Here is a 13,085-nt window from a genome sequence, read left to right on the forward strand (position 1 = left end):
GTTTATCCCCGTCATACTGCAAATTGCAGGTGCGTTGGCTGCATTCAGTCACCCGAATCCCTGACCGGTGTAAGCTCATCGGGATTCCTTCATTCGCCGCCCTCCTGCAATTTGAATTATTTAGGGTATGGCGATCACATTTCCGTAACAAATTATCCCTCTCACCTCTTGTCGGCCGTTGATGAATGCGTTAGCTTGTGTTTAATTGTATATACAACCAAGCAAGGCGGGACAACGATGACCAGCGAGATTCACTGCGACAGCCTGTGGCACGGGGCGGATATCGTCACCATGCGCGAAGGCAAATACCATATTCTGCACGACGGCGCGATGGCGGTACGCGGCGGCAAAATCGTCTGGATTGGCGAATACGCCGCACGCCCGGCGATTACCGCAGATGAAACGGTGAAGTTCGAGGGCGGCATCATTACCCCCGGCCTGGTGGATTGCCATACTCATCTGGTGTTCGGCGGCGATCGCAGCGCGGAATTTGAGCAGCGGCTGAACGGCGTCAGCTATGCCGAGATCGCCGCGCAGGGCGGCGGAATCATTTCCACCGTCAACGCCACCCGCGACACCTCGGAACAGCAACTGCTGGAACAGGCGCAGTTCCGCCTGCGGCCGCTGCTGGCGGAAGGCGTGACCTGCGTGGAGGTCAAGTCCGGCTATGGGCTGACGCCGCAGAGCGAGCTGAAAATGCTGCGGGTGGCGCGCCGGCTGGCCGACACGCTGCCGGTGGAAGTAAAGACCACCTGTCTGGCTGCCCACGCCCTGCCGCCGGAATATGCCGGCCGCGCCGATGATTATATCGATCTGGTATGCGACACCATTATTCCGCAAGCCGCCGGCGCCGGTCTGGCCGATGCGGTCGACGCCTTCTGCGAACATCTGGCCTTTTCGCCGCAGCAGGTGGAAAAAGTGTTTGCCGCCGCCGAACGCGCCGGGCTGCCGGTGAAGCTGCACGCCGAGCAGCTGTCCGCACTGGGCGGCAGCGCGCTGGCGGCGCGTCATCATGCGCTGTCCGCCGACCATCTTGAATACGCCACCGAGCAGGACGCGCAGGCGATGGGCGCCGCCGGCACAGTCGCGGTGCTGCTGCCGGGGGCTTACTACCTGCTGCGTGAAACCCAGTGTCCGCCGATCGAACTGTTCCGCAAACACCGGGTGGCGATGGCGATCGCCAGCGACGCCAACCCCGGCACCTCGCCGGCGCTGTCGCTGCGGCTGATGATGAACATGGCCTGCACCCTGTTCCGCCTGACGCCGGAAGAGGCGCTGGCCGGCGTCACGCTGCACGCCGCCAGGGCGCTGGGGTTGCAGGAAAGCCATGGTTCGCTGGAAAGCGGCAAGATGGCGGACTTCGTCCACTGGCCGCTGTCGCGGCCGGCTGAACTGACTTATTGGCTGGGCGGACAGCTGCCCTGCACGGTGATTTTCCGAGGAGAGATACGTCAATGAACATTCGCGATCCGTTCCATTTCCAAACCGGCAGCCTGCCGCTGCTCATCAGCATTCCCCACGCCGGCACGCAGTTGACGCCGGCCGTTGAGGCCGGGCTGACGCCAGACGCGCGCGCGCTGCCGGATACCGACTGGCATATTCCCCAACTGTATGACTTTGCCCGCAGCCTTGGCGCCAGCATTCTGGTGGGCAATTACTCGCGTTTTGTTATCGACCTCAACCGCCCGGCGGACGATAAACCGCTCTACAGCAGCGCCACCACCGGACTGTATCCGGACGTACTGTTTAACGGCGAGCCCAGCTTTCTGACCGGCAAAGCGCCGGATGACCGGGAGCGCGCCGGCTATCTGCAACAGATCTGGCAGCCGTATCACCAACAGCTGCAGGATGAGCTGGCCAGGCTGAAAGCACAGCACGGCTATGCGCTGCTGTTTGACGCCCACTCCATCGCCTCGGTGATCCCGCGTCTGTTCGACGGCAAACTGCCGGATCTCAATCTGGGCACCAACGACGGCGCCAGCTGTGCCACCGTGCTCAGCGACCGGCTGGTGACCTGCTGCGAACAACAGCAACAGTTCAGCCACGTGCTGAATGGACGCTTTAAAGGCGGCTATATCACCCGCGCCTACGGCAAACCGGCGGAAAACCAGCATGCGGTGCAGCTGGAACTGGCGCAGGTCAATTATATGTCCGAGCAGTATCCGTTCGCCTTCGACGCCGCGCGCGCCGCACCGCTGCAGCAACTGCTGAGCCGGATGATCGACAGCATGATCGACTGGGGCGCGCAGCAACGCTGAGCCGCCCGATCGGCCCGGAAAACCTTTGCCGGGCCGCAACGCCCCCGCCTAAACGGCGTAATCTGCGCTCTATATCGCAAATTTCAACAAACTTCTCCGATCTGCCGCCAACACCGCACAAAACAGCGGATGCCGGTCGCTCTGCTGCGCCACAATCGAGCCAAAAGTACCGTTCACACGGTGATATAACAGACCGGATGGCGCCCTTGCCCTGCGCACATAGCCCGGCGGTAGCGGCGTTCTGCGCCCCGTCTTATTCAACTCTGGAGACTAACTATGTCTGACACCCAGCCACGCTGGCGTGAAGCTCGGGCCACGGCCGAGCGATTACTGGCCGGCTGGCGCCTGCCGGGCGATCCCGGCGGCGCTATTACCCTGTTTGATGCGCAGCGCACACAGGCGGTGGTGTGCGCCGGCCTGGCCGATCTGGCGCGCGGCGACCCCTTTAGCGCCGACAGCGTGGTGCGTTACGCCTCGCTGACCAAGCATATTTTCGCCACGCTGGCGCTAAATGCGACCGGGGGAGCGCTGCGCCTCGACCAGCCGTTGGGAGAACTGCTGCCGCAGCTGCGCGGCGAGCCGGCCGCAGTCAGCGTCGGCCAGGCGCTGGATATGACCGGCGGCCTGCCCGACGTGCGTGAAACGCTCGGGCTGCTCGGCATTTCCGGCTACAGCGTCAGCCACGCGGAACCGGTAATGACGTTTATCCAGGGGCTGGAGCGCCTAAACTTCCCGGCGGGCAGCGAAATCAGCTACAGCAACACCGGTTACCGTCTGGTGGAGGAGGCGCTGCAGGAACGGGGCTACCGCTTTGCGCAGCTGGTTCAGCAACATATTGCGCAGCCGCTGCAACTGAGCTGGCAGGCGCCGGAAAGCTGGTTCGACATCGTCCCCGGCCTGTCGCCCGGCTACTGGCGCACGCCGCACGGCTGGCAGCAGAGCAGCGCCGGCCTGCATCTGTCCGCCTCGGGCTGCCTGACCGGCAGCCTCGGCGATCTGACCCGCTGGCTGCAGGCGCTGCTCGGTGACCGCGGCCCGGCCGCCGGCGTGCTGCAGCAGCTGAGCGCGCCGCGCTATCTGACAAACGGCCAGCCCAGCGCCTACGGGCTGGGGCTGGCGCGCACCCCGCTCGGTCCGCATATGTTATTGGGCCACGGCGGCTCGCATGCCGGCTATAAAACCTATTTTCTGCTGGCGCCGGAACGGCAGGTCGGTATGGCGCTGGTGGCCAACCGCGAAGACTGCGACAGCACCAACACCGCCCTGCAGGTAATGGCCACCCTGCTGAACGAACCGCTGCCGCCGCGCAGCCGCGTTATTCCGGACGGCATCTACGCGACGCTGGCAGAGCCGTACTGGCTGGAAGTCAGCCAGGGTAATATCGCCTATCTGGGTTGCCCGGAGACGCTGTACCAGGCGGAGGACGGCTATGCGGTTTCGCTTCGCGCCCAGCGGCCAATGCGGCTGAAATGGAATGGCGAGAGCATTGAAGGTGAAGTCGGCCATGTCGCCCGCACGTTCTGGCCGGTGCAGACCAGCGTCCGCTGTCTGCAGCATGTACAGGGCACCTGGTATCACCCGCACTACCGCACCGCTTTTGAAATCCGCGGCGACCAGGTGCATATCGGCGTCGGTCCGGCGGCGCACATTGGCACCCTCAGCCCGCAGGGCGACGGCCGCATGCTGGTTGAAAGCCGCGACGGACCGTGGTTAAAACGTTTTTGTCTCTATTTCCGCGGTTACAGTGTCGATCTGATCGCCGAAGGCAGTCGGGTGCTGACCTTCAGGCGCAGCACCGGCAACCATGCGGAATAACGCGCCCTGCTCAGCGCCCGTTGAGCTTGACCATTAACAGCGCGTCAAACAGCCGCTGCTTATCTGCAGCGGTTAAATTTACTTGCTGAATAGTTTGGATAAAGGTCTGGCGTTCGCTCTCGGCGATCGGTCCCTGCCGCAGGCGCTGCGCCAGCTGCTGCAGGATTTTGTCGCTCAGGCGGGCGATCTCCGGCCGGACTTTCTCCAGCGGCTGCGGCTGCCAGCCCATCTCCGGCTGTACCAGCCAGTCAGCCCGGTAGCGGTACTGGATAGCCTTGGCCGCATCCATCTGCGCAACGATAAACGGCTTCACGGACTGCGGCTCCAGCCCCAGCTTTTCTGCCTGCGCCTGCGTGTTAGCCAGCACTTTGCCCTCCTGCGCCAGATCCTCAATCGGCAAATGCTGCTGCGCCTTATAACCGGCTACGTCTTTCATCAGCGCCAGACGCTGGTTCACCACGTCGGCGATCGACGCGCTATTATCGGCAAGCGCGGAAAAGCTGCACAGCAGCCCCGCCATCAGACAGAGTTTCAGCATAGTTCCTCAGTTATCCCATTAAGTATCCGGCAAATATAGTTCACCGCTTTCGGCAGGTCACATAATTTTACCCCACATAAAAAAGCCCCGCATAAGCGGGGCCTGATCAGGGTAAAACGGCTTAGTCAAACACGCCGTTAATCACCGATGCAACCAGCGCAGTGCTCAGGGCGATCAGCACCAGGTCATCGCCCACCACGCGCCACTCATAGCCCGGATAGTGCGGCAGCTGGCCCAGCAGCGACGCCGGTACGGTTTTCTTGGCAATGCCCGGAGGCAGCGGCTTGCCGCGCGCCAGATTTTTCGCAATCCCCGGAGGCAGCGACTGGTAACCGGTCAGGCCGTAGTTCAGCGCCAGCGAGCGGGCGCGGTCATAGGACAGGTCGACCCGTACCAGGCCATGGTCGTCCGCGCTATTACCGCGCTTGCCTTTGCTGCCATGCTCATCGCTAACGCCTTTGCCGTTACCGTTGCCTTTACCATTGCCATGCTTGCCATCGTAACCCTTATTGCCGTGGTTACCGCTGTTGCCATGGCCGTTGCCGCCGTTGCCGTTACCGCCTTTGTCAGCGAAGACCGGCGCGCTGCTGACGCCCAGAGAAGCGATCAGCGCCAGTGCCGTGATGGTCATACGACGTTTTTTCATGTTGATACATCCTCGGTTGGGGAATTGTGCTGACTATAAGTATAATTTACCCCATAAAGAATGAGGAAAACTCTTATATTTGCGACATGGCGATTCTAATCATCCATACGCTGACGTTTATCACCTGCTTGGTGGTGGATTATCCCGTCATCCGTTGATAATAGCGTATCAACGCATAATTATTCAGCTCCGCTGCCGTCATAACTAAAATGTACTTGCGACGCCACCAGCGTTCCAGTAGTTTGAATAACGCGTCATTGCCGGGAGCCTTCCCGGCGATCATGGCGCGCCTCACGCAGCACCATTTCATCCATACAGTCTATGAATCATCCGTTTCCCGCGCGGTATGCGGGACCTTTTTTCTATGACTATCAATACCCTTAGCAAAACTAAGTGTTGAGATTTTGTTGTCGATATCTTAAATTTGTTCTCGGAGAAACCTTACCTCCCGTGACGAGCCGATAGGCCCCGCGGGCGCTCAGGAGCAAAAGCAATGCAAATGACACTCATGGAATACATCACGCGGCATTTCAATGGCGACCTTAGCCGTTATGCACAAGCGGAAGGCGTAAGCTGTGAACAAATCATCAAGTGGATTGACAACGAATGCTATGTCATTAAAGGACGGCTATTTATGCCGGTCAAACACTTGCCCAGCCAGGACGCCTAAGTGATGGAGCAAAAAACCCCGCCAATGCGGGGTTTTTTGTTGCGCAGGATCAGAAGTTGTAACCCACCACCAGGTAGTAGCCCCAGCCGGTTGACTTGATCGGCCCCTGCGGCGTGCCGATATCCACACCATCCTGCCACTGACCGCCGTTATGGAAGTAACGCGCCACGACCGAGTAGTGCCAGTGGTCGTAGTTCAGCGCCAAAATATGGCTGGAGGCGATGGAGTTGCTGGTCCGCGCCTGACGGCCATTCACCGTAAAGTCATCCTTGCCCAGATCGGAACCGAAGTCGAAGTTCGTGAAGCCGATATAGCTCAGGTTGCCGCCCCACACCTGGGTCAGCGGCACGAAGTACTTAATTTTGAAACGGTAGCCGTCCCAGCTGTTTTCATTGGCCGCACCGTAGTTCTGCCACTGATACTTGGCATAGATGTTCATCGACAGGCTCATCGGCAGGCCGGTATCGATATCGGTGCCCAGCCCCATATACCAAGTGTTCTGACGCGACGCCTTGTTACGGCCCATATCGTAAATATAGTTGTTGGCGAAGTACCACTCTTTAAACGGTCCGAACGCCAGGCTGGTGCCGGTCAGCTTATCGATGGAGAAACGCGGCTCGATCTCCATAAACATCGGCGAACCTTTATCCCAGATGCCACGGTCCGGCGTATTGCCAACGCCGAAGAATTTCGGCACGTCGATGTAGCCGTAGAAATCGAACCATTCGTGCTTGGCGAAGGCTTCATATTCCAGATAGACGTCGTTGTTAAGCTGTGGCCCGAAGCGAGTATGGTAACTGCCCACCACGTTCACACTTTGATGCCACCAATCCGAGACAAACTCGCTGTCTTTACTATCCGCCACTGATGCTGCACTGTAAGACGCCGCAAGAAGAACGCCTGCTGCGAGAGCTATTTTTTTCATTTTATTACCACATGCTTAAAGGGCTATTCGCTGCCCGTTAGAAAAAGATGACAAATAAGTCTGACCCCTACAGGGTGTAAACAAGCGTTACCCACTCAGATCACCGGCGCATTATAGAAATCTCCGATGGTAGGAATCTGTGATCTAGCCACCTGTTTTGCGAATAGGTAATCGATTGCGTTCACATTTGTCAAATTATGTTTCACGAAAATTCATAATCAATGTGATTTTTATCATCAGTGGTGTTTTTTCAGGCAACAGCATGACGCACGACAGCCAGCCGCCCGGAGAGCACATCAAGGATAAGATACGGTGATGAAGAAGCAGCGATGTTTCGTCGGCAAGCCAGTGCCGCCGACGAACTGAGACGTGTGATACAGGATGCCGCACGCGCTGAGCCAATGGCTTCAGCGTGTGCCCGGCACCGCCTTGGCGATATTTTCCTTACGGAAGACCACCTCGTCGCCGCGTGCAATCTCCCACTCCTGCGGGGGGATGTCCGTTTTCGGCGCGGCGGCGACCACCGCGCCATATATCTGCCGGCCTGCGCGGCGCAGGATGTTTACATCAAGTTGATATTCATGCCGTAAATTAGCCGTCGTCAGCCGTACGGTGTCGCCGTACATAAACGTCTGATCGTCAATCGCCGGCTGGGGAAGAAACTGGATATCACTGCGCATAGTTCACGTTCCTTCAGCAAGAAGACGTTATATGATCTTAGTCTAATTTCCCCGCCGGGGCGCTGTTTACACACGAAAACCGCACCGTTCAGCCGCGGGTGGCACGCCAACAGACCAGCGAACCAACGATCACCATCCCCACCCCTTGCCAGAAGCTGACGGTCAACGCCGTATTAAGCATCACGGCAGCAAAGAGTGAAGAGAGCACCGGAGCGAAGTAGGAGGCCGTCGCCAGCAACGTCATATTGCCGTGCAGGATGCCAATGTTCCATAAGGCATAGCCGGCCCCCATCGCCACGCCGGCGCACAGCAGCATCAGCGTTATCGGCCAGTGAAAATGCAAGGCACCCTCCGCACTGACGCCATACTTCCCCCACAGCGCCAACGCCGTCAGGGCGGTAAACAGCGCTACGCCGTTTTTCCCCTGCGCCAGCCTTCTGGTCACGCTGCAGTACAGCGCCCAGATAACCGCGCCGCTGAAGGCCAGGGTGTAGCTCAGTGGGTTACTGCGTACGTTGCCCAGCATCTGTTGCAGCGACCAGGCGCCCTCCCCGCTCATGATCCAGCCGATGCCGAACAGCGCCAGCAACAGGCCAGGCAGCACCCACCATGTCGCCTTTTGTCCGTTGAACAAGATCGCCATCAATACCGTCAGGCTGGGCCATAGGTAGTTAATCATGCCCAGCTCAATCGCCTGCATCCGGTTGTCGGCATAGCCCAGCGATAGTGACAGACAGATTTCATAAGCGACAAACAGCACGCTGCCGTACAACAGGTAAACGCGGGGGAATGTTGACAACTTTGGTATGCCCATCACCAGCAACAAGAAAAGCGCGCCGACGCTGTAGATCATCGCTGCGCCGCCAATCGGGCCAAGCCCTTCGCTCACGCTGCGGATCAGGCCTATAACACTGCTCCAAAATACAATGGCTAATAGCCCCAGTAATGTGGCTTTATGGGATACGGCGAGAGGTGACATCCGATGATTTCCAATGAATTCCTTTTCCAAGATTTCACTGTACCCCGACCGGACCGGAAAAAGAAGGCGTCGCGTCTGAACAGCGGGCGCGGCAAGCCGCGCCCGCTTAGCGATTACGGCAACGGCTGACGCTCAAACTGCGGCGGCGGCTGGCGGAAGCGCCGGGTCAGGTACGCCAGATAAATCACGCCTGCCCCGGCCCAGCACAGCCCCATAGTCAGCGAACTTTTCTCCAGGTTCAGCCACAGCACGCCGACGGTCAGCGCCCCCACCAGCGGCAGGAACAGGAATTGGAAACGATCTTTCCAGGTTTTATTGCGCCCTTCGCGGATAAAGAAGTGGCTGATCACCGACAGATTGACAAAGGTAAAGGCCACCAGCGCGCCGAAATTGATCAGTGCGGTGGCGGTGACCAGATCGAACGACAGCGCGGACAGCGCCACCGCGCCAACCAGCAGCACATTCAGCGCCGGCGTGCGCCATTTCGGGTGCACATAGCCAAACAGTTTTTCCGGGAAGACGTTATCGCGCCCCATCACGTACAGCAGACGCGAAACGCTGGCATGCGACGCCAGACCGGAGGCCAGGGTGTTGATAAAGGTGGTGCAGAGGAAAATGGACTGGAACAGCTTGCCGCCCACGTACAGCGCTATCTCCGGCAGCGCCGCGTCCGGCTCCTTGAAGCGTTCAATGGTGGGGAAGAACAGCTGGATAAAGAACGATACGCTGATAAAGATCACGCCGCCGTACAGCGCGGTGAGGAAAATGGCGCGCGGGATCACCCGGGCGGCGTCAGGCGTCTCTTCACTCAGGGTAGTGACCGCATCAAAGCCCAGGAATGAAAAACAGAGGATGGTGGCGCCGGTAATAATCGGCAGCAGGTGCGCATTTTCGCTGATAAAGGGTTGCAGGCTCCAGACGGTGCCGACCCCCTCCCCCTTATGCAGCCCGTGTATCACCAGAACAATAAACACCACGATGATCATCACCTGCGCCAGCACGAACAGCGTATTAAAGTTCGCCACGATGTTGACGCTCTTCAGGTTGATGGCGGTCATAATCAACACAAAGCCGACCACCCACACCCACGGAGGGACTTCGGGGAACAGCGCGGTCAGATAGATTTTTGCCAGCAGGGTATTAATCATCGGCAAAAACAGATAATCCAGCAGCGACGACCAGCCGACCAAAAAGCCGACGTGCGGGTTGATCGCCTTTTGCGCATAGGTATAGGCCGAGCCAGCGGTAGGAAACTGGCGCACCAGTTTGCCATAGCTGATGGCGGTAAACAGCACGCCGGCCAACGCAAACAGATACGACGCCGGCACGTGGCCGTCGGTCACGCCGGACACAATGCCGAAGGTGTCAAACACCGTCATCGGCGTCAGATATGCCAACCCCATCATTACCACTTGCCATAGTTTCAGCGATTTACGCAGTTGCGGTTTCGCCGCGCCGTTACAGTCGATGGCCTCTGCCGTCATGGGTCGTTCCTCGTCGGCGTCCTGTACGCCTGATTAGGAATAGCAGTTACCGGGCGCGCGGCCTCGCCGGCCACAGGAGAGCCGGCGAAATGCGCCAGACGCGCGCGGTGCGTGACATTAAGCAGATCAGGCGTTTTTCAACATCCACTCAATCTCGGTTTCGGTGATCAGACGCTCAAACTGCAGCAGCTCATCGTTTTTACAGGCCAGATACACATGGCTGAAGCGCTCGCCAAGCAGCGTTTTCCACAGCGGCTGCTGTGCAAAGGCGGCCAGGGCGTCGCTCTGGCGGATCGGGAACGGCAGCCCTTCCTGCTCCAGACCGTTGCCGGTGACCGGTTCAGGCAGCGGCAGCGGGTTTTCCAGGCCGTGCACAATGCCCGCCAGCAGCGCCGCCATCACCAGATACGGGTTGGCATCCGCGCCGGCCACGCGGTATTCCACCCGGTGGCTGTCGCGATCGCCGCAGGGAATACGCAGCGCCACGGTGCGGTTGTTATGCCCCCAGGAAGCCTGGGTCGGGACGTACATCCCCGGCTGGAAGCGACGATAGGCGTTAACGTTCGGCGCCAGCAGCGCCATCGAGGACGGCATCAGCGCGATCATCCCCGCCAGCGCCTGCTTCAGCAACGCGGAATCTTCGCCCCGCTCATCGGCGAACACATTCTCGCCGTCGGCGTCCAGCATGCTGATATGGATATGCATCCCGCTGCCGGCATGCTCTTCATAGGGCTTCGCCATAAAGGTGGCCTGCATATGATGCTTTTCCGCCACCGTGCGGATCAGGCGCTTGAGCGCCAGCGCATGGTCGCAGGCCTGCAGGACGTCGCCGGTATGATGCAGATTCACCTCAAACTGGCCGGGCGAGGCTTCCGCCACCGCGCCGTCGGCCGGGATGCCCTGCAGCCGCGCCAGCTCATCGATTTCACTCAGCACCTCGGCAAAATGGTTCAGGTTATCGACCGAATAAACCTGGCTCTGGGTGTTGCGCTCCTGAGTACCCGGCGCACACGGCGGCTGCAGATAGCCTTCCGCATCGCGCTGGCGATCGATGAGATAGAACTCCAACTCTACCGCTACCACGGGCGCCAGCCCGCGCTGTCGCAAGCGCTGCCAAATCCGGTTCAGCACATTGCGTGGTTCAACGTCAAAGGGAGTGCCATCTTCATCCAGCATGGTGAGCTGTACCTGGGCGATATACTGCGGGTCGCTGGCGGAGGGCGTCAGTGTGCCCGGCACCGGCACGCATACCCGGTCCGGTTCCCCCAGTTCCTGCCCCAGCCCGGTCTCTTCCACCACATTACCCAGAATATCCATGGCGAATACCGAAGCCGGAAAATAGCACCCCTTCTCCAATTTGTTCAAGCCCGCCACCGGAATGCGTTTGCCGCGGAAACCACCGTTCAGATCGGTCAGCAGGACATCAATATGCTGGGTTAAGGGATAACGTTCCAGATAATGATTCACCTCCCGCTGGAAGGTGGTACTTCGCCGTTCTTCATTGTGCTGCACAAAGTTTTCCACTGTTACGATATTGGTCTGCATGAGTCACCCGCCGTTGTTGAGGTTGCTATCGATGATTACGACCGTACTGCTCAATATAATTTCCACTCAATGAAACATAGATGCAACAAAAATGTTTTTCAAGTGTTAATTATGGTTTGAATATTGCCCACCTCGCTGCTAGATTTAGTTAATATTGAACAAAAAGGCTACTTTTACGCCATCTCGTTCATAATTTCGAACAGGCCAAGGGGAAGACAATGGGCAATATATTTAACAGACCAGTTATCGGCGTGGTGATGTGTCGCCACAGGTTAAAGCAGCATCCAACGCAGACCTTGCAAGAAAAATACCTGAATGCGGTATTGGCCGCCGGCGGTTTGCCGGTCGCTCTGCCGCACGCCCTGGCGGAGCCGGAAATTCTGGCGGACCTGCTGCCGCGCCTCGACGGCATTATGCTGCCGGGCAGCCCCAGTAATGTGCAGCCGCACCTTTATGGTGAAAACGGCGATGAGCCTGACGCCGATCCCGGCCGTGACGCATTGAGCCTGGCGTTGATTCGTCTGGCGCTCGACAGGCGCATTCCCCTTTTCGCCATCTGCCGCGGTATGCAGGAAATGGTGGTGGCGACCGGCGGTACGCTGCACCGCCGGCTGTATGAACTGCCGGAACTGCAGGAGCACCGCGAAGATCATGAACTGCCGCTGGAGCAGCAGTACGCCCCCGCCCATGAAGTCATCGTGCGTGAAGGCGGGCTGCTGTCGCAGCTGATTCCGGACTGCAACCGCTTCTGGGTCAACTCGCTGCACGGTCAGGGCGCCAAAACCCTCGGCCCCAGCGTGCGCGTCGAAGCGCACGCCGCCGACGGGCTGGTCGAGGCCATCAGCATCCGTGACCAGCCGTTTGCTCTGGGAGTGCAGTGGCATCCGGAGTGGAACAGCGACGAATACGCCCTCTCGCGTCTGCTGTTTGCCGGGTTTATCGACGCCTGCCGGGTGTATCGCAAGGAACCACGCCCATGAGCGAAATCAGTCTGGCGCCGGGAAAACGGCTGGCACAAATCCGTCAGCAGCTCGGCCTGTCGCAGCGCCGCGTGGCGGAGCTGTCCGGACTGACGCACAGCGCGATCAGCACCATTGAACAGGACAAGGTCAGCCCGGCCATCAGCACGTTGCAGAAACTGCTGACGGTCTACGGGTTGTCGCTGTCGGCATTTTTTGCCGAACCGGAAAAGCCGGCTGAACCGCAAATTGTGATCGACCAGGAAAGTCTGATTGAAATCGGCAGCCAGGGCGTCTCGATGAAACTGATCCATAACGGCGACCCCAACCGCACGCTGGCGATGATGATAGAGACCTACGAGCCGGGCACCACCACCGGCGAACGCATTAAACACCAAGGGGAAGAGATCGGTACGCTGCTGGAAGGCGAAGTGGTGCTGCAGGTCAACGGTCAGAACTACGCTCTGAACGCCGGCCAGAGCTACGCCATCAACACCGGCATTCCCCACAGCTTCAGCAACACCTCAACGCGCATTTGCCGCATCGTCAGCGCGCATACGCCGACGACATTCTGATTAACGGAGCA

General features: G+C 59.1%; 13 protein-coding genes. 6 read left to right on the forward strand and 7 right to left on the reverse strand.

What is annotated here, in order from left to right:
• Window positions 1-237: 237 nt before the first annotated feature.
• The 3 genes from hutI to FO014_RS00115 all read left to right on the forward strand — a co-directional run bounded on the left by hutI (window position 238) and on the right by FO014_RS00115 (window position 4,073).
• On the forward strand, window positions 238-1,458 hold the full coding sequence (gene hutI, locus FO014_RS00105; RefSeq protein WP_160026859.1) for an imidazolonepropionase: 1,221 nt from the start codon (window positions 238-240) through the stop codon (window positions 1,456-1,458).
• Window positions 1,455-2,258 carry an N-formylglutamate deformylase gene (gene hutG, locus FO014_RS00110; RefSeq protein WP_160026861.1) on the forward strand — a complete coding sequence of 268 codons (804 nt, stop codon included), beginning with the start codon at window positions 1,455-1,457 and terminating at the stop codon, window positions 2,256-2,258. Before hutI ends, hutG begins: the two co-directional genes overlap by 4 nt.
• Before the next feature lie 276 nt (window positions 2,259-2,534).
• Complete coding sequence (locus FO014_RS00115; protein ID WP_160026863.1) at window positions 2,535-4,073, forward strand: serine hydrolase domain-containing protein; 1,539 nt, start codon at window positions 2,535-2,537, stop codon at window positions 4,071-4,073.
• A gap of 10 nt (window positions 4,074-4,083) precedes the next feature.
• Here FO014_RS00115 and FO014_RS00120 read toward each other — a convergent pair whose 3' ends face one another.
• Window positions 4,084-4,611 carry a chorismate mutase gene (locus FO014_RS00120; RefSeq protein ID WP_160026865.1) on the reverse strand — a complete coding sequence of 176 codons (528 nt, stop codon included), beginning with the start codon at window positions 4,609-4,611 and terminating at the stop codon, window positions 4,084-4,086.
• A gap of 121 nt (window positions 4,612-4,732) precedes the next feature.
• Window positions 4,733-5,257, reverse strand: coding sequence for an anti-virulence regulator CigR family protein (locus FO014_RS00125; RefSeq protein ID WP_160026867.1), 525 nt, complete (start codon window positions 5,255-5,257; stop codon window positions 4,733-4,735).
• A 493-nt stretch (window positions 5,258-5,750) separates the two neighbouring features.
• Here FO014_RS00125 and FO014_RS23725 point away from each other — a divergent pair, with 493 nt between their 5' ends.
• Window positions 5,751-5,927, forward strand: a complete 177-nt coding sequence (locus FO014_RS23725; RefSeq protein WP_172606286.1) for a hypothetical protein — start codon at window positions 5,751-5,753, stop codon at window positions 5,925-5,927.
• Between the two features lie 49 nt (window positions 5,928-5,976).
• On the opposite strand, the gene FO014_RS00130 is transcribed toward FO014_RS23725, so the two are convergent.
• From FO014_RS00130 to FO014_RS00150, 5 genes are all read right to left on the reverse strand, one after another.
• The gene (locus FO014_RS00130) at window positions 5,977-6,852 is read right to left on the reverse strand and encodes a nucleoside-specific channel-forming protein Tsx (RefSeq protein ID WP_160026869.1); all 876 of its coding nucleotides are present in this window, start codon (window positions 6,850-6,852) and stop codon (window positions 5,977-5,979) included.
• 407 nt (window positions 6,853-7,259) lie between these two features.
• Window positions 7,260-7,532 (reverse strand): hypothetical protein, encoded by a 273-nt coding sequence (locus FO014_RS00135; RefSeq protein ID WP_160026871.1) that lies wholly within the window; start codon window positions 7,530-7,532, stop codon window positions 7,260-7,262.
• 88 nt (window positions 7,533-7,620) lie between these two features.
• Entirely contained in the window at window positions 7,621-8,511 is an 891-nt protein-coding gene (yddG, locus tag FO014_RS00140) for an aromatic amino acid DMT transporter YddG (protein ID WP_160026881.1), read from the reverse strand.
• 113 nt (window positions 8,512-8,624) lie between these two features.
• Window positions 8,625-9,995, reverse strand: a complete 1,371-nt coding sequence (locus tag FO014_RS00145) for an APC family permease (protein WP_105230789.1) — start codon at window positions 9,993-9,995, stop codon at window positions 8,625-8,627.
• 126 nt (window positions 9,996-10,121) lie between these two features.
• Window positions 10,122-11,540, reverse strand: coding sequence for a glutamine synthetase family protein (locus FO014_RS00150; RefSeq protein WP_160026883.1), 1,419 nt, complete (start codon window positions 11,538-11,540; stop codon window positions 10,122-10,124).
• Between the two features lie 218 nt (window positions 11,541-11,758).
• On the opposite strand from FO014_RS00150, the gene puuD reads away from it, so the two are divergent.
• On the forward strand, window positions 11,759-12,520 hold the full coding sequence (puuD, locus tag FO014_RS00155; RefSeq protein ID WP_160026885.1) for a gamma-glutamyl-gamma-aminobutyrate hydrolase: 762 nt from the start codon (window positions 11,759-11,761) through the stop codon (window positions 12,518-12,520).
• Window positions 12,517-13,074: an HTH-type transcriptional regulator PuuR gene (gene puuR, locus FO014_RS00160; RefSeq protein WP_160026887.1), complete on the forward strand. Its 558-nt coding sequence runs from the start codon at window positions 12,517-12,519 to the stop codon at window positions 13,072-13,074. Before puuD ends, puuR begins: the two co-directional genes overlap by 4 nt.
• Window positions 13,075-13,085: the final 11 nt, after the last annotated feature.

The organism is Serratia rhizosphaerae, from assembly GCF_009817885.1.
GTDB lineage: Bacteria > Pseudomonadota > Gammaproteobacteria > Enterobacterales > Enterobacteriaceae > Serratia_B > Serratia_B rhizosphaerae.

What these genes read in the sequence shown, in the direction of transcription:
- FO014_RS00125 (WP_160026867.1), bottom strand. Translation starts at nt 5,257, where the DNA reads ATGAAAAAACGTCGTATGACCATCACGGCACTGGCGCTGATCGCTTCT.
- FO014_RS00130 (WP_160026869.1), bottom strand. Translation starts at nt 6,852, where the DNA reads ATGAAAAAAATAGCTCTCGCAGCAGGCGTTCTTCTTGCGGCGTCTTAC.
- FO014_RS00145 (WP_105230789.1), bottom strand. Translation starts at nt 9,995, where the DNA reads ATGACGGCAGAGGCCATCGACTGTAACGGCGCGGCGAAACCGCAACTG.
- FO014_RS00135 (WP_160026871.1), bottom strand. Translation starts at nt 7,532, where the DNA reads ATGCGCAGTGATATCCAGTTTCTTCCCCAGCCGGCGATTGACGATCAG.
- FO014_RS00150 (WP_160026883.1), bottom strand. Translation starts at nt 11,540, where the DNA reads ATGCAGACCAATATCGTAACAGTGGAAAACTTTGTGCAGCACAATGAA.
- yddG (WP_160026881.1), bottom strand. Translation starts at nt 8,511, where the DNA reads ATGTCACCTCTCGCCGTATCCCATAAAGCCACATTACTGGGGCTATTA.
- hutG (WP_160026861.1), top strand. Translation starts at nt 1,455, where the DNA reads ATGAACATTCGCGATCCGTTCCATTTCCAAACCGGCAGCCTGCCGCTG.
- FO014_RS00120 (WP_160026865.1), bottom strand. Translation starts at nt 4,611, where the DNA reads ATGCTGAAACTCTGTCTGATGGCGGGGCTGCTGTGCAGCTTTTCCGCG.
- puuR (WP_160026887.1), top strand. Translation starts at nt 12,517, where the DNA reads ATGAGCGAAATCAGTCTGGCGCCGGGAAAACGGCTGGCACAAATCCGT.
- hutI (WP_160026859.1), top strand. Translation starts at nt 238, where the DNA reads ATGACCAGCGAGATTCACTGCGACAGCCTGTGGCACGGGGCGGATATC.
- FO014_RS00115 (WP_160026863.1), top strand. Translation starts at nt 2,535, where the DNA reads ATGTCTGACACCCAGCCACGCTGGCGTGAAGCTCGGGCCACGGCCGAG.
- FO014_RS23725 (WP_172606286.1), top strand. Translation starts at nt 5,751, where the DNA reads ATGCAAATGACACTCATGGAATACATCACGCGGCATTTCAATGGCGAC.
- puuD (WP_160026885.1), top strand. Translation starts at nt 11,759, where the DNA reads ATGGGCAATATATTTAACAGACCAGTTATCGGCGTGGTGATGTGTCGC.